At 66.6% G+C, this 15,556-nt stretch carries 9 protein-coding genes; 4 read left to right on the top strand and 5 right to left on the bottom strand.

Going from position 1 to position 15,556, the window contains the following annotated elements:
• Positions 1-216 precede the first annotated feature (216 nt).
• Positions 217-2,268, top strand: a complete 2,052-nt coding sequence (locus ACZK2G_RS05710) for a glycoside hydrolase family 97 protein (protein WP_295377371.1) — start codon at positions 217-219, stop codon at positions 2,266-2,268.
• Positions 2,269-2,484: 216 nt separating this feature from the next.
• Positions 2,485-5,241, top strand: coding sequence for a TonB-dependent receptor (locus tag ACZK2G_RS05705; RefSeq protein WP_478474890.1), 2,757 nt, complete (start codon positions 2,485-2,487; stop codon positions 5,239-5,241).
• 198 nt (positions 5,242-5,439) lie between these two features.
• On the opposite strand, the gene ACZK2G_RS05700 is transcribed toward ACZK2G_RS05705, so the two are convergent.
• Entirely contained in the window at positions 5,440-7,053 is a 1,614-nt protein-coding gene (locus tag ACZK2G_RS05700; RefSeq protein WP_046985690.1) for an alpha-glucosidase family protein, read from the bottom strand.
• 214 nt (positions 7,054-7,267) lie between these two features.
• On the opposite strand from ACZK2G_RS05700, the gene ACZK2G_RS05695 reads away from it, so the two are divergent.
• Complete coding sequence (locus ACZK2G_RS05695; protein WP_004147673.1) at positions 7,268-8,266, top strand: polyprenyl synthetase family protein; 999 nt, start codon at positions 7,268-7,270, stop codon at positions 8,264-8,266.
• Between the two features lie 110 nt (positions 8,267-8,376).
• Here ACZK2G_RS05695 and ACZK2G_RS05690 read toward each other — a convergent pair whose 3' ends face one another.
• Positions 8,377-9,168, bottom strand: coding sequence for a dienelactone hydrolase family protein (locus tag ACZK2G_RS05690; RefSeq protein ID WP_337302092.1), 792 nt, complete (start codon positions 9,166-9,168; stop codon positions 8,377-8,379).
• 217 nt (positions 9,169-9,385) lie between these two features.
• On the opposite strand from ACZK2G_RS05690, the gene ACZK2G_RS05685 reads away from it, so the two are divergent.
• Positions 9,386-9,979: an SMI1/KNR4 family protein gene (locus ACZK2G_RS05685; protein ID WP_478474887.1), complete on the top strand. Its 594-nt coding sequence runs from the start codon at positions 9,386-9,388 to the stop codon at positions 9,977-9,979.
• Positions 9,980-10,102: 123 nt separating this feature from the next.
• Here ACZK2G_RS05685 and murD read toward each other — a convergent pair whose 3' ends face one another.
• From murD to ACZK2G_RS05670, 3 genes are all read right to left on the bottom strand, one after another.
• Complete coding sequence (gene murD / locus ACZK2G_RS05680; RefSeq protein ID WP_046985687.1) at positions 10,103-11,512, bottom strand: UDP-N-acetylmuramoyl-L-alanine--D-glutamate ligase; 1,410 nt, start codon at positions 11,510-11,512, stop codon at positions 10,103-10,105.
• On the bottom strand, positions 11,493-12,845 hold the full coding sequence (gene murL / locus ACZK2G_RS05675; RefSeq protein WP_046985686.1) for a UDP-N-acetyl-alpha-D-muramoyl-L-alanyl-L-glutamate epimerase: 1,353 nt from the start codon (positions 12,843-12,845) through the stop codon (positions 11,493-11,495). Before murL ends, murD begins: the two co-directional genes overlap by 20 nt.
• 79 nt (positions 12,846-12,924) lie before the next feature.
• Positions 12,925-15,519, bottom strand: coding sequence for a bifunctional aspartate kinase/diaminopimelate decarboxylase (locus tag ACZK2G_RS05670; protein ID WP_046985685.1), 2,595 nt, complete (start codon positions 15,517-15,519; stop codon positions 12,925-12,927).
• Between the last annotated feature and the right edge of the window lie 37 nt (positions 15,520-15,556).

Raw genomic sequence — 15,556 nt, 5'->3', positions numbered from 1 at the left:
CGCCCGTCGACCTCCCTCCCTCTCTGCACCGTTGTGGGTCCGCACTGCCGTTGCCGGCGTGCGGGCGCGGCCCCTCCCTCAAGGTGCCTTGGCCCCATGGTAGACGCGGGGCTGTCGGCTGCGTCCAGCTGCATACGTATTCATGGCGTTGCGCGGTAGCGGGCCTGCCGTGCTGGCTTATGGTCCCGGTCTGCCAACGGCGCCTTGGGAGGGGAAATGCCGATGTCACCCACTGCTGTACGCGCGGTGTTCGCGCATGTGCTCGGACTGGCCCTGCTGGGCCTGGCCGCGCTGGCACATGCCGCGCCGCAGGTGGCCAGCGTCGAATCACCGGGAAAGGTGCTCAAGGTCAGTCTGGTGCTGGACGGTGGCACCGCGCGCTATCGCGTCGAGCGCTTCGGTGAGGTCGTGGTGGAGGATTCGAAGCTTGGCTTCGCCCTGCGCGACGGCCGGCTGGACCGTGATTTCGCACTGCTCGGCCAGCAGCGGCGCAGCCTCGATGACACCTGGGAGCAGCCTTGGGGCGAACGCCGGGCCACCCGCAACCACTTCAACGAGCTGACCGTGCAGCTGGCCGAGACCACCGGCAGCAAGCGCCGGCTGGATGTGGTGTTCCGCGTGTACGACGATGGCCTCGGCTTCCGCTACATATTCCCTGAGCAGCCGAACCTGCGCGAGGCGACCATCGATGACGAGCTGACCGAGTTCGCCATCGCACAGGATTCCACCGCGTGGTGGATCCCTGCCGGGGAACCGATCCACTATGAATACCTGTACCAGCGCACCCCGCTGCGCGAAGTGCCGCTCGTGCACACGCCGATGACCCTGCGCAGCCACGACGGCCTGCACGTGGCCATCCATGAGGCGGCACTGGTCGACTACGCGGGCATGTGGCTGCGCCGCACCGAGGGCCAGCGCCTGCGCGCCCAGCTGTCGCCCTCGGCCGAAGGCTGGAAGGTGCGCCGCGCCCTGCCCTTCGCCACGCCGTGGCGCACCCTGCAGATCGCCGACCGTGCAGGTGGCCTGGTCGAGTCGGACCTGATCCTCAACCTCAATGAGCCCAATGCGCTGGGCGACGTGAGCTGGGTGAAGCCGGCCAAGTACCTGGGCGTGTGGTGGTCGATGCACCTGGACAACGAGAGCTGGGCGACCGGCCCGAAGCATGCCGCCACCACCGCCAAGACGAAGAAGGTGATCGACTTCGCCGCCGCACACGGCTTCCGCGGCGTGCTGGTGGAAGGCTGGAATCCCGGCTGGGACGGTATGTGGGTGGGCAACGGCTACGACTTCGACTTCACCCGCGCCACGCCCGATTTCGATATCGAGGCGCTGTCCGCCTACGGCCTGAAGAAGGGCGTGCACCTGATCGGCCACCACGAAACCGGCTGCGCCATCGAGCACTACGAGGACCAGCTGGGCGCCGCGCTGGACCTGTATGCGCGGCTGGGCATTGACCAGTTCAAGACCGGCTACGTCTGCGATGACGGCCAGATCGACCGCCGCAATCCGTCCGGCGGCCCGCTGTGGCGCGAGTGGCACGACGGCCAGTTCATGGCCCGCCACCATCTGAAGGTGGTGCAGGAAGCCGCACAGCGGCACCTGTCGGTGAACCCGCACGAGCCGATCAAGGACACCGGCCTGCGTCGCACCTACCCGAACTGGATCTCGCGCGAAGGCGCGCGCGGCATGGAGTACAACGCCTGGGGCCAGCCACCGAATCCGCCGGAACACGAGGTCAACCTGGTGTTCACCCGTATGCTGGCCGGGCCGATGGACTACACCCCCGGCATCCTCAGCCTGAAGGGCCGCCACGGCCAGGCCATTCCCAGTACGTTGGCCCGCCAGCTGGCGCTGTACGTGGTGCTGTACAGCCCGATCCAGATGGCCGCCGACCTGCCCGATCACTACCTGCAGCACCGCGAGGCGTTCCGCTTCATCGAGGACGTGGCAGTGGACTGGGAGCAGAGCCGCGTGCTCAATGGCGAAGTGGGCGACTACGTGACGATCGTGCGCCGCGACCGCAACAGCCGTGACTGGTTCCTCGGCAGCATCACCGATGAACACGGCCGCGTGCTGCCGGTATCGCTGGGCTTCCTGGAACCGGGCGTGCGCTACCGCGCCGAAATCTACCGCGATGGCGACGGCGCTGATTTCCGCAGCAATCCGTTCGCGTTCAAGCGCGAAACACGCGAGGTGACCAGCGCCGATGCACTGACCCTGGTGCTGGCGCCGGGCGGTGGCCAGGCGATCCGGTTCACGCCGCTCTGAATGGAACGCTAGTGCCGGCCAGCGGCCGGCACTACCGCAAACAGGACCTGAAAGCGATTACAACCCTGCAAACGCCATTGAATACGTATGCAGGGTGATTCCCGCGAAGAATGCGCTGCCTACCATAGCGGCGACGACAGCGGCCACCGCGTCGCACGTCCACGGTCACTCCGGGACGTTCACGAATCGATCTGCAACATTGCCTGGGAGGGGAAAATGTTGAACCACAAGCGCAGCGCGCTGAGCATCGCGCTGGCCGTTGTCCTGGCGCCGACGCTGGCGTCGGCACAGTCCACGCAGAACACCACCACGCCGGCCGCCACCGCCGCCACCAACCTGGATACGGTGCAGGTCACCGGCATTCGCCGCGGCATCGAGAACGCGATCGCGATCAAGCAGGACGCCACCTCGGTGGTCGAAGCGATCTCCGCCGAAGACATCGGCAAACTGCCCGACGTCAGCATCGCCGAATCGATCTCGCGCCTGCCAGGCCTGGCCGCCCAGCGCGTTGCCGGCCGTGCGCAGGTGATCAGCGTGCGTGGCCTGTCACCCGACTTCGCCACCACGCTGCTCAATGGTCGCGAAGTGGTCAGCACCGGCGACAACCGCGGTGTCGAGTTCGACCAGTACCCATCCGAGCTGGTCAACGGCGTGACCGTCTACAAGACCCCCGACGCGGCGCTGGTCGGCCAGGGCCTGTCGGGCACCATCGACATGCAGACCGCACGTCCGCTCAGCTTCCCCGACCGCGTCATCGCCGTCAGCGGCCGCTACCAGAAGAGTTCATTGGGCCGCGCCGCCGACACCGACCCGTACGGCAACCGCTTCAGCGCCAGCTACATCGACCAGTTCCTGGACAAGACCCTCGGCATTGCCATCGGCTACGCGCACAGCGACATGCCGATCCAGGAAAACCAGGTGGGCCTGTACGAGCCGTGGACCACCGAGCACACCACCAACGGCAACCGCCCCGGCGTTGCCGCTGGCACCTACTTCACCGATGGCATCAAGGCACTGCGCCGCACCGGTAACAACAAGCGCGACGGTGTGATGGCCACGATCCAGTTCCGGCCGAACAACAGCTGGACCAGCACCTTCGATGCGTTCCATACCGAAGCAGAGCAGATCGACACCGCCAACCAGTTCGAGCTCAACCTCAGCAACTACAACGGCAACTACACCCCGGGCCTGCTGGTCAGCAACCCGCAGGTCAATGCCAATGGCACCTTCACCGGTGGCACCGCCAGTGGCGTGTACCCGCTGGTGCGCGGCATGTACAACAAGCGCAAGGACAAGATCGATGCGTTCGGCTGGAACAACGAGTTCACCTTCGGCAGCGTCAAGCTGGTCGCCGACCTGAACTATTCCAAGGCCACCCGCGACGAACTGAACCTGGAAAACAACCTGCAGCTGACCCCGATGCCGCAGCTGGATACGGTCGGTGTGCAGTTCCGCCAGGATGGCTTCTCGCAGATCAGCCCGGGCCTGAACTACTCCAACCCGGACGCGCTGTTCCTGACCAACACCATCTACGGTTCTGGTTACGGCAAGGTGCCGAAGGTGGAAGACCGCCTGAAGGGCGGCAAGCTGGCCGCGACCATCGCCCTGCCCGAAGCAATGGCGTCGTGGGCACCGGATCTGGATATCGGCGTGAACTATGCCGACCGCCGCAAGGTGAAGACCCAGTCCGAAGGCAACATCCTGCTCGGCGCGCAGGGCGATGCCAACATCGCATCGGATCTGCAGTACCGCCCGGTCAACCTCGGCTTCGCCGGCCTGGGCACCATCCCGGCCTGGAACGTGCCTGGCGCGGTCGGTCGCTACATGACCTTCAATCCGGTCGACAACCTGGACTACCTGATTCCCAAGTCGTGGACGGTGCAGGAAAAGATCACCACCGCCTGGGCGCGCCTGAACATCAACACCGATATCGGTGTGGTGGGCGTACGCGGCAATATCGGCGTGCAGATGCAGCACACCGACCAGAGCTCGGACTCGCGCTATTGGGACAGCTCGCAGGCGGCCGGCAACAACATCCAGCCCTACTCGGACGGCCGCAAGTACAACGACTGGCTGCCCAGCTTGAACCTGGCCTTCATGTTCCCGCATGAGCAGACCCTGCGTTTTGCTGCAGCCAAGCAGGTCGCGCGCCCGCGCGTGGACCAGATGCGCGCGGGCCTGGAGTTCGGCGTGGATACCGGTACCGGCCGCCCTGGCGGCAGTGGCGGCAACCCCCTGCTGGATCCGTGGCGTGCCACCGCGCTGGACCTGTCCTACGAGAAGTACTTCGGCGAGAAGGCCTACGTGGCCGCCGCGATCTTCTACAAGGACCTGAAGAGCTACGTCTACACCCAGTCGGTGGACAACTACGACTTCACCGGCCTGCTGGGCAACTATGTGCCGCCGCCGGGCATGGTGGTGCCGGTGCTGCCGACCGGCACCTTCTCGACCCCGGTGAACGGCAAGGGCGGCACCCTGAAGGGCCTGGAGCTGACCGCGTCGTTCCCGCTGGAAATGCTGACCGACAGCCTGCGTGGCTTCGGCGTGCAGGCCAGCGCGACCTTCAACAAGAGCGACATCCAGATCCTGGATCCGGAAAGCGCGTCCAGCGTGGGCACCGACCCGATCAGCCTGCCCGGCCTGTCCAAGCGCGTGTACAACTTCACTGCCTACTACGAGCGCAGTGGCTTTGAAGCACGCGTGAGCCAGCGCCGCCGTTCGGACTTCATCGGCGAGATCGGCAACTTCAACGGTAACCGCACCCTGCGCTACGTGGTGGGCGAGAACGTGACCGATGCCCAGGTCAGCTACACCTTCAGCGACAGCAGCACCCTGCGCGGCCTGACCCTGCTGCTGCAGGGAAGCAACCTGACCAACGAGCCGTACCGCACCTACGCCGGCAGCAAGGACCGCCCGCTGGAATACATCGAATGGGGCCGCACCTACATGCTGGGCGTGAACTACAAGTTCTGACCACGACCGGGTAGTGCCGGCCGCTGGCCGGCAACGACCCATCGGAAACCCGCTGCGCAGGCAGCGGGTTTTCTTTTGCGCGAATGCCGGCAGTAGATCCACGCCATGCGTGGATGCGTTTCGCCGGAATCCCGCCCACAAAAAAGGGACGGGGCGCTTCGGCCCCGTCCCCGCAAGTACCGCCACCGGAGAAAACGGTCAGCTGCGTCGGGCGCAATACACCGCGCGCGGCGGCAGCTGGAGTTCATTGCCCTGCACCGTGCCCGCATCCGGGCCCGGTACCGCCACCTGCTGCCAGTTGCCCGGCGGCAGCGGATGGCTCACCGCCTCGGCCGACAGGTTGAACGCCAGCAGGAGGGTTTCATCTGCAAGCATACGCTCGAACAGCAGCACTGGCTCGGCGCTTTCGATGAATCGGATGCTGCCATGCAGTAGCGCAGGCTGGCTATGCCGCCAGCCCAGGAATGCCCGGAACGCGGCCAGCACCGAGTGCGGATCCCGCTCCTGCACGGCCACCGCCACCGCCCGGTGCTCGGCCGGGATCGGCAGCCACGGCTGGCCCGTGGTGAAACCCGCCAGCGGCGCATCGGTCCACGGCAGCGGGGTGCGGCAGCCATCACGGCCCTTGAAGTTCGGCCAGAAGGTGATGCCATACGGGTCCTGCAGGGCCTCGAACGGCACCTCGGCCTCGGCCAGGCCCAGTTCCTCGCCCTGGTACAGACAGACCGAACCGCGCAGCGAGCACAGCATCGCCACAAGCATCCGCGCCAGGCGGGGATCGGCCGGGTGGCCGCCCCAGCGGCTGACCGCCCGCTCCACGTCGTGATTCGAAACCGCCCAGCACGGCCAGCCTTCGGTCATTGCCGCTTCCAGCCGCGAGACCGTGTCGCGGATGTAGGCCGCGCTGTAATCGTCCACCAGCAGCTCGAAGCTGTAGCCCATGTGCAGGCGGCCATCGCGGGTGTACTCGGCCGTGGTCGCCAGCGAGTCCTCCGAGGAGATCTCGCCCAGGCTCACCGCGCCCGGGTACTCGTCCAGCAGCGCGCGCAGCTGCTCCAGGAACGGCAGGTTTTCCGGCTGGGTGTTGTTGTAGTAGTGGTACTGGTAGGCGTACGGATTGTCCGCGCTGAAGCCGCGCCCTACCCGCTTTTCGGCCGGCTTGGCCGGGTTGTCGCGCAGCTGCGCATCGTGGAAGCAGAAGTTGATCGCGTCCAGGCGGAAGCCATCCACGCCACGGTCCAGCCAGAAGCGCACGTTGTCCAGGGTCGCATGCTGCACGTCCGGGTGATGGAAGTTCAGGTCCGGCTGGTCGACCAGGAAGTTGTGCAGGTAGTACTGCTCGCGGCGCGGCTCCCACTGCCAGGCGCCGCCGCCGAACAGCGACAGCCAGTTGTTGGGTGGGGTACCGTCCTCGCGCGGATCGGCCCAGACGTACCAGTCCGCCTTCGGGTTGGTGCGGTCCTGGCGGCTCTCGCGGAACCAGGCATGCTCGATCGAGGTGTGGCTCAGCACCTGGTCGATCATCACCTTCAGGCCCAACCCGTGGGCCTTGGCCAGCAGGCGGTCGAAGTCCTCCAGGCTGCCGAACAGCGGGTCGACGTCGCGGTAATCGGCGATGTCATAGCCGAAGTCGGCCATCGGCGATTTGAAGAACGGCGAGATCCAGATCGCGTCCACACCCAGCGCGGCGATGTGGTCCAGGCGCTGGATGATGCCGGGCAGGTCGCCTACCCCGTCGCCGTTGGCGTCGAGGAAACTGCGCGGATAGATCTGGTAGATGACGGCTCCGCGCCACCATGGATAGTGCGACATCGACAGCCCCCCTCCGGGCGTGCGGGACCCGCCGGGAGCGGGCCGAAATCCTGATGCCGCAAGCTTAGCGGTGGGTCCCCGGGCTTGGCGCAACCTGCATACGTATTCACGCGGGCGGCAGCCTTGGCCGGGCCAAGGACGTCGGCCAGCCCGGTTTGCGCCCGAATTCACAGGCAACGCCTATAATCAGCGATGAGCCTGAAAGCCTGATCGCATGACCATCACCGAAGACACCCGTCCCGCCCTGGGCCTGCCCCAGATCCAGTCGCTTGCCGCGGCCGACATGGCCGCCGTCGACGCCCTGATCCGGCGCCGGCTGTCCTCGGACGTCGTGCTGATCAACCAGATCGCCGATCACATCATTTCCGCCGGCGGCAAGCGCCTGCGCCCGATGCTGGTGATGCTGGCCGGCCATGCGGTCGGCCAGGCCGGCCCGGATCACCACCAGCTGGCGGCGATCATCGAGTTCATCCACACCTCCACCCTGCTGCACGACGACGTGGTGGACGAATCCAGCCTGCGCCGCGGCCGCAGCACCGCCAACGCGCTGTGGGGCAACGCACCCAGCGTGCTGGTCGGCGACTTCCTGTACTCGCGCAGCTTCCAGCTGATGGTCGAGCTGGAGCGCATGTCGGTGATGCAGATCCTGGCCGATGCCACCAACCGCATCGCCGAGGGTGAAGTGCTGCAGCTGCTGCACGTGCACAACCCGGATACCGACGAAGCGGCCTACCTGCGCGTGATCGAGCGCAAGACCGCGGTCCTGTTCGCTGCCGGTACCCGCCTGGGCGCGCTGGCCAGCGGCGTGGACGAAGCCACCCAGCAGGCCCTGTTCGACTACGGCATGCACCTGGGCTACGCGTTCCAGATCGCCGACGACGTGCTGGACTACTCGGCCAATGCCGAGGAGCTGGGCAAGAACCTGGGCGACGACCTCGCCGAGGGCAAGGCGACGCTGCCGCTGATCCACGCGATGGCCCACTCCGACGACGCCACCCGCGAGCGCCTGCGCACCATCGTGCAGGACGGCGACGCCTCGGCGATGCCGGAAGTGCTGGCCGCGATCCGCGCCACCGGCGGACTCGAGTACAGCCGTGCGCGTGCCGAGGAGTATGCCGAAGCCGCCGAGCGCGCGCTCGATGGCCTGGGCGACAACGATGCCGTGGCCGCCCTGCGCGGCCTGGCCCGCTACGCGGTGCAGCGTTCGCATTGACCAGCGGAGGTGTGCCGACCAACGGTCGGCACCCACAATGACCGGTAGGCGCCGACCGTTGGTCGGCACTGAAACATCGGTAGGTGCCGACCGTTGGTCGGCATATCTCTTCAGCGTTTCTCGAAGCGCTCCTCGAAGAACTCATCCAGCGCCTTCCACGCGCGCTTGGCCGCCCGTTCGTTGTACTGGCAGCCCGGCGGGCTGTTGGCATCGCGCTCCGCGAAGCAGTGCACTGCCCCGCTGTAGTTGGTGAATTCCCAGTCGACCTTGGCCGCGTTCATTTCCTTCTGGAAACCGGCGATGTCCTCGGCGCTCACGCTCTTGTCATCGGCGCCATTGAGCACCAGCACCGATGGGTGCGTGCCACCGGCCTGCGCCGGCAGCGGCGAACCCAGCCCGCCGTGCAGGCTGACCACACCGGCCAGCGGCGCACCGGCACGGGCCAGCTCCAGCACCGTGGTGCCGCCGAAACAGAAGCCCACCGCGCCGATCCGGCTCGCATCGAGCGGCGTCTTGCCGGCCTGGGCCTTGAGCACGTTCACCGCCTCCAGCGCGCGTGCGCGCAGCAGCGACCGGTCATTGCGCAGCTTGGTCGCCACCGGCCCGGCCTCGGCATCGGTCTTCGGCCGCACGCCCTTGCCGTACACATCGGCCACCAGCACCACGTAGTCATCGCCAGCCAGCTGTTTGGCCTTCTCGACCGCCGATTCGTTCACGCCCTTCCAGTTCGGCACCATCACCAGACCGGGACGCTTGTCGTTGTCGCCGTCGTCATAGACCAGCACGCCACTGAAGGTCGTGCCCTGGTGTTTCCACTCCACCGGTTGCGTCTTCATTGCCGCCCACGCCGGCATCGCCGCCAGCCCCAGCATCACCGCTACACCGCATCGCCAACGATTCATGCGCCTGCTCCGCAAGAAAAAGGGGACGGAGGGGATTAAGCCGTATTTGCCCCTCCCGCGTCGCATTCTGCATTGGCGACGTGACGCAGGTGTGGTTGAAGAAAAAGGGGACGGAGGGGATTAAGCCGTATTTGCCCCTCCCGCGTCGCATTCTGCATTGGCGACGTGACGCAGGTGTGGTTGGATACGACTTAATCCCCTCCGTCCCCTTTTTCGCATGAACCTGGTTGATCGCTTTCTGTCTGGCCTGATTCCACGCCTGCCTGCCGACGATGCCCCGCAGTGGGGCCACGTGCAGGGCGCCAACGCCGAAGACCTGCAGCGCCTGCGTGCGCAGTGGCCGCAGGTTCCGGACAGTCTGGTCGCGTTGCTGTCGCGCGTGGATGGCACGCACTTCCGCGAGTACCCCGGCGGCGAGGTCTGCGTGCTGATGCTCGGCTCGGACGTGGAGGAAGGTGGCTATCCGTACTACCTGCGTTCGGTGGCGCAGGTCTTCGAAGACCAGCGGCAGTGGGACGACAGCATCCGCTCGATCTACGAAGAGTGGCTGGACGACGAGCCGGAGATCCTCGGCGATGGCATCGACCCCGATCTGCCGATGGACCGTCGCCTGTGCTTCTCGCACTGCATGAACAACGGCGGCACCTCGATGCTCTACCTGGATTTCGACCCGGCACCAGGCGGCACCGTCGGCCAGGTGGTGCGCTACCTGCACGATCCGGACAGCCATGCAGTCATCGCGCCGAGCTTCGATGCGTACCTGCAGCAGTTGATTGATGGCGATTACGCGTTCATCGATCAGGACGACTGAAACCCAGCCGAGCGTGGGCTCGGCTCTACAGTAGATCCACGCCATGCGTGGATGGGATGCACAGGATCCCGCTGGGGTCAGAGCCCTTTCCTGCGGAAAGGGATCCGACCCCGGACCGGTGGCTCAAACGATGCCCAACCCCGGAATCGCGCTGTTGCTGTCCGGGTCGAAGCCGGCCAGCTCGGCGAAATGGCGACCACGAGCCACGTAATCGCGGTAGGCACCAAAACTCGGCGCGCCCGGCGACAGCAGCACCACCCCGCCCTGCGTACCCAGCGCCGCGCGTGCCAGCGCCATCGCTTCGGGCAGGTCACCGGCCGCGTGCAGGCCGAAGCGGCCGGCATCGGCCAGCGGCTGCAGCATCGCGTGGATGCGCGGGCCGTTGCTGCCCATGGTCACGATCTCCACCGGCGGCACGTCGTGGGCCATGTGCTGCATGAAATCGCTCCAGTCCAGGCCGCGATCATGTCCGCCCACCAGCAGCGCGATGCGCTGGCCGGCGAAGCACTCCAGCGCAGCCAGGCTGGCATGCGGCGTGGTGCTGATCGAATCGTTGACGTAGGTCAGGCCATCGGCCACGCCGATGCGCTGCAGGCGATTCGGCAACGGACGGAAGTCCTGCACCGCCGGCGCCAGCGCCACGGCATCCAGCCCCAGCGCTTCCAGAGCGGCCAGTACCGCGCACAGGTTGCCACGGTTGTGGCGGCCCGGCAGTGGCGTGTTGCGGGTGTCGAACACCGCCTGCTCACCGCGATGCACGATGTCACCGCGCATATGCCAACCCTGCGGCTGGTTGAACCAGACCACTTCGCTGTCAGGCAGAGACAGCGCGGCCAGATGCGGATCGGCGGCGTTGAGCACGGCGATGCGCGGTGCGGCTTCAGTCACCAGCCGCAGCTTGTCGTCGATGTAACGCTGCTCGCTGCCGTGCCAGTCCAGGTGTTCCGGGAACAGGTTCAGCACCACCGCCACCTGCGGGCGGGCGCCACTGCGGGCCACTTCGCCGGTCTGGTAACTGGACAGTTCCACCGCCCAGTACTCGGGCGCGGGTTGCGGGTCCAGCGCTTCCAGCAGCGGCAGGCCGATGTTGCCGACCAGGCCGGTGCGGTGGCCGGCGGCACGCAGCAGGTGCGCGACCAGCGCGGTGGTCGTGCTCTTGCCCTTGGTACCGGTCACGCACACGGTGTCGTGCACGATGCCATCAGCACCCGCATGCTCGGCAAACCACAGAGCAGTGCCGCCGATGAAAGTGGTGCCCTGCGCGGCGGCGGCCAGCGCGATTTGCTGGTAAGGGCTGATGCCCGGCGACTTGATCACCACATCGAAGGCAGCCAGCGCCTCGGCCGACGGCTCACCACGGACGTCCAGCGCACCGTGTGTTTCCGCACGCGCTGCCTCGACTTCGGCAGCTGGACAGAACAGGCTCAGGCCAAGCCCGGGCAGGCGCGAACGCAGCACCGCAAACGCGGCGCGGCCCTCGCGGCCCCAGCCCCACAGCGCAACGCGCTTTCCTTCAAGCTTCGAAATCTTCACGTACCCGTTCCCACAGCGCAGCCGGAATACGGTGTTCGCCCTGCAGCTGCAACAGCGGTGCCAGTTCCAGTTCGGCGGCATCCAACTGCGGCTGGATCTCATTGCAGAAGCGCTTCACCAGCACGTCTTCCTTCCACTCGGCGCGCTGCGCCAGGGTTGCCATCGCTGCGCGCGATTCGCGGCCTTCGCCTACACATTCGAACGGCTTATGGTCCTGGAATTCCAGCAGTGCGTCGAAGCCGCCAGCCTGCTCGATGTCATCCAGCAGGTTGCGACCGAAGATGCGTACCAGGCGCGTCTTGGGCATGAACGGGGCCAGCGCCAGGAACACGAAATGGCACTTTGGGCAGACGCCGCACCAGCGGTTCACCGGGCGCTCGCCGAGGATGTGGAAGTTGCGGTTGCAGCTGGAGAAGTGCGCGTCGTAGAAATCGGTCTTGGCGAACTGGCGCGCAACCGCCAACTCGGACATCGGCCGCAGCAGCGAGTAGTACTGCAGATCGGCGGCCAGCTGCTTCTGCACATGGCTGCCGAACGCCTGCTCGAACGCCCAGCCCTTGGACCACTGATGGTTGACTTCACCGGTGCCCGGAATCTGGCTGCCGTAGCTGGCCGAACGTTCGTTGGAGAACACCACCTGGTCCACGCCCTGCAGCAGCGCGGCCAGCACCATGATCGCCGAGTTCACCGCGGTAACCGGGATATGCCCGTTCCAGGCGCCCTGGCGGTTGAGCTCGAACAGTTCCGGCGCCAGCGCGCGGCCCAGGTTCAGCGTCGGCAGGCCGGTGCGCTCGGCACAGGCGCGGATCAGCTGCGAGCCACCGATCCAGGTCACCGTCTCGTCCACGCCGGCACGGCGCAGCGCTTCGATGCTGACCAGCGAATCCTTGCCGCCGCCAATTGCCACCAGCGCGTGCGGCTGCAGGCCCAGCACCGGTGCCTGCACCGCTTCGCCCTGTACCGGCAGGCGGAAGCGCCCGCGCAGGTTCAGGCCGTTGCGGTAGGCAAATTCGCCCAGGCCATTGAGGTAGACCGTCTCCACCAGCGCAGCGGTTTCGGCATCAATGTTGTAGCTGTCGATGCTGACCGTCTCCGGCACGCCCGCCTTGTAGTAGCTGACACCGGCAATCAGGTGCAGCAGCTGCAGCGCTCGCTGCACGGCGGCGGCACGCGCCTGGTCCAGTACGAACGGCGCGCCGGGAACGGTGATGGTTTCCACCATTTCCGGGCCGTCGTCGAAGGCGTAGACCAGCTTGGCCACGCCAGTGTCCGCGGCGAATTCGCAGCGGACGAAGCGGAAGCGGGAAACCTGGTGTTTATCGAAAGCAGTCATGGTGTATCCGGTCAGGCACCTGCCCGCGCGCAGGCGCGGGAGGTGTCGGTGGGCGGGTGCAGGGCGCGGAAGGCAGCGATCACTCGATCACGTCTTCGCGCGGCATCGCCCGCTGGTTGTAGGTGTTGGACATCACGTAGCCGTAGGCACCGGCATCGGCGATCAGCATCACATCGTCCGGCGCGGTTGACACCGGCAGCTTGCGGCGCTTGCCGAACACATCGCTGGATTCGCAGATCGGGCCGACCACATCAAACGCCGCTTCGGCATAACCGCCCTGGCGGCTGAGGTTCTCGATGTCATGCCAGGCGTCGTACAGCGCCGGGCGCATCAGGGTGTTCATGCCCGCATCCAGGCCGACCCGGCGCACGCCATCCTTCTCCACCACCTGGGTGGCATGGGTCAGCAGCACGCCCGATTCGGCCACCAGGAAGCGGCCCGGTTCGATCGCCAGACGGAACGCCGGATGCAGCGCCTTGACCTCGGCCAGACCCTCGGCCCAGGCCTCCAGGTCGAACGGCTCGTCTTCGTCGCTGTACGGAATCGGAAGGCCACCACCGATGTCGATGGTCTGTACGCTGCCGATGCGGCGGGCGAAACCGGCCAGCTCATCGCACATCAGGCGCCAGTGCTGCGCGGTTTCCACACCGCTGCCCAGGTGCGCATGCAGGCCGACCACGCGGGTGCCCAGTTCGGTAGCCGCGCGCACGAACTCGTCGACGCGGGCGATCGGCAGGCCGAACTTGGAATCCTTGCCACCGGTACGCACCTTGGCGTGGTGGCCCTCGCCACGACCCAGATCAACGCGCAGCCACAGCTCGCGGTTGCGGAACAGGTCCGGCCAGCGCTGCAGCGCCTCGACATTGTCGACGGTGACGGTCACGCCCAGCGCGAATGCCGCTTCGTATTCCTCGCGCGGGCAGAAGCTGGGGGTGAACAGCACGCGCTTGGGCGACAGTTCCGGCAGATGCTGGAACACGTGCTTCAGTTCGCCATGCGATACGCACTCCAGTCCAAAGCCCTCGGCTTCCAGCAGCTGCAGGATGGCCGGATGGCTGTTGGCCTTGATCGCGTAGTAGCGCTGGTCGATCGGCTTGATCGCCGCCAGCGCGCGGGCACGGGCACGTACGGTCGGCAGATGATAGACGTAGCGTGGCGTACCGGCATCGGCCAGCTGCAGCAGGTGCGCACGCTGGCCACGCCACCAAGGCGTACCACGCGGGCGCACCGTACCGGCAATCTCGCGCCAGCGCGGGCCGAACACTTCGGTCTCTTCCACCGGCATCGCGCCGCTGTCGATCAGTTCGGCGTGCAGGATCGGCAGCAGGCCATCGGCATCGGCTTCGTCGATGACGAAGGTCAGGTTCAGGTCGTTGGACGACTGCGAGATCATGTGCACGCGTTCGCGGCCGAAGGTCGCCCACACGTCCGACAGCTTGTGCAGCAGCGAGCGCATGCCGAGACCGACCAGGGTGATCGCTGCGCACGGCACGATCACCTTCACCTTGCAGATCTGCGACAGGTCGGCCGACAGCGCGGCCAGCACATCGGTGTTGACCAGGTTCTCGGAGGGATCCAGCGACACGGTGACATTGGTCTCGGCCGAGCCGATCAGGTCTACCGACAGGCCATGCTTCTTGAACAGATTGAACACGTCGGCCAGGAAGCCGACCTGCTGCCACATGCCGATGCCTTCCATCGACACCAGCACGATGCCGTTGCGACGGCTGATCGCCTTCACCCCCGGCACCGGCGCGGCATTGCCGTCGATGCTGGTACCCGGCAGTTCGGGACGCTCGGTATCGAGGATCGCCATCGGCACGCCAGCATCGCGGCACGGCTTGATCGAACGCGGGTGCAGCACCTTGGCACCGGTGGTGGCGATTTCCTGCGCTTCGTAATAGTCCAGCCGGGTCAGCAGCCGCGCATCCGGAACGTCCTTGGGATTGGCGCTGAACATGCCCGGCACGTCGGTCCAGATCTCCACGCGGCTGGCGCCGAGCAGCGCACCGAAGTACGCCGCCGAGGTATCCGAACCACCACGACCGAGGATGGCGGTGCCGCCGTCGGCGTGGCGCGAGATGAAGCCCTGGGTAATCAGCAGCCGGGTCGGCTGCGCGCGGAAGCGCTGCGCCCAGGCTGCGTCCGCACGCCACTGGCAATTCACCGACAGGCGCTGCGACCAGTCGCTCTGGTTCGGCTGTGGCGGCAGTGCATCCAGCCACTGGCGGGCATCCATCCAGCCGAAATCCAGGCCGCTGGCACGCAGGTAGGCCGCACCCAGGCTGGACGACAACAACTCGCCCTGGCCCAGTACCTCGGCCTGCCAGTCCAGCGGACGAGCAGCGGCGCGCGGGTCATCGAGCAGGCCCTGCAGCACGGCCAGTCGTTCGGCCAGCACCTCGGCGCCCAGCTCCAGTTCCTGCAGGAAGCCCTGGTGGCGCTCGACCAGCGCGGCCACGCGATCACGGCTGTCCGGCGCGCCATCGGCAATCGCGGTCAGTTCGTTGGTGACCCCGGACAGCGCCGACACCACCACCAGCACGCGCGAGCCGGTCTCTTCCGCGCGTTTTTTCGCCAGCTTCCCGATCGTGTCCCAGCGGTGACGACGCGACACCGAGGTGCCGCCGAACTTCAGTACGATCCAACGATCGACAAGGGGGGAAGCTGACATGGATTGGCTATGTAGAATGTGGGGAAGCCGCCCTCGG

This window comes from Stenotrophomonas sp. 107298_Sma (genome assembly GCF_056480345.1).
The sequence above is the reverse complement of the archived record's forward strand: the minus strand, read 5'-3'. Positions and strand labels throughout refer to the sequence as shown.

Excerpts from the sequence above, each read along its gene's own strand:
- ACZK2G_RS05710 (WP_295377371.1), top strand. The coding sequence starts at position 217 with ATGCCGATGTCACCCACTGCTGTACGCGCGGTGTTCGCGCATGTGCTC.
- ACZK2G_RS05705 (WP_478474890.1), top strand. The coding sequence starts at position 2,485 with ATGTTGAACCACAAGCGCAGCGCGCTGAGCATCGCGCTGGCCGTTGTC.
- ACZK2G_RS05700 (WP_046985690.1), bottom strand. The coding sequence starts at position 7,053 with ATGTCGCACTATCCATGGTGGCGCGGAGCCGTCATCTACCAGATCTAT.
- ACZK2G_RS05695 (WP_004147673.1), top strand. The coding sequence starts at position 7,268 with ATGACCATCACCGAAGACACCCGTCCCGCCCTGGGCCTGCCCCAGATC.
- ACZK2G_RS05690 (WP_337302092.1), bottom strand. The coding sequence starts at position 9,168 with ATGAATCGTTGGCGATGCGGTGTAGCGGTGATGCTGGGGCTGGCGGCG.
- ACZK2G_RS05685 (WP_478474887.1), top strand. The coding sequence starts at position 9,386 with ATGAACCTGGTTGATCGCTTTCTGTCTGGCCTGATTCCACGCCTGCCT.
- murL (WP_046985686.1), bottom strand. The coding sequence starts at position 12,845 with ATGACTGCTTTCGATAAACACCAGGTTTCCCGCTTCCGCTTCGTCCGC.
- ACZK2G_RS05670 (WP_046985685.1), bottom strand. The coding sequence starts at position 15,519 with ATGTCAGCTTCCCCCCTTGTCGATCGTTGGATCGTACTGAAGTTCGGC.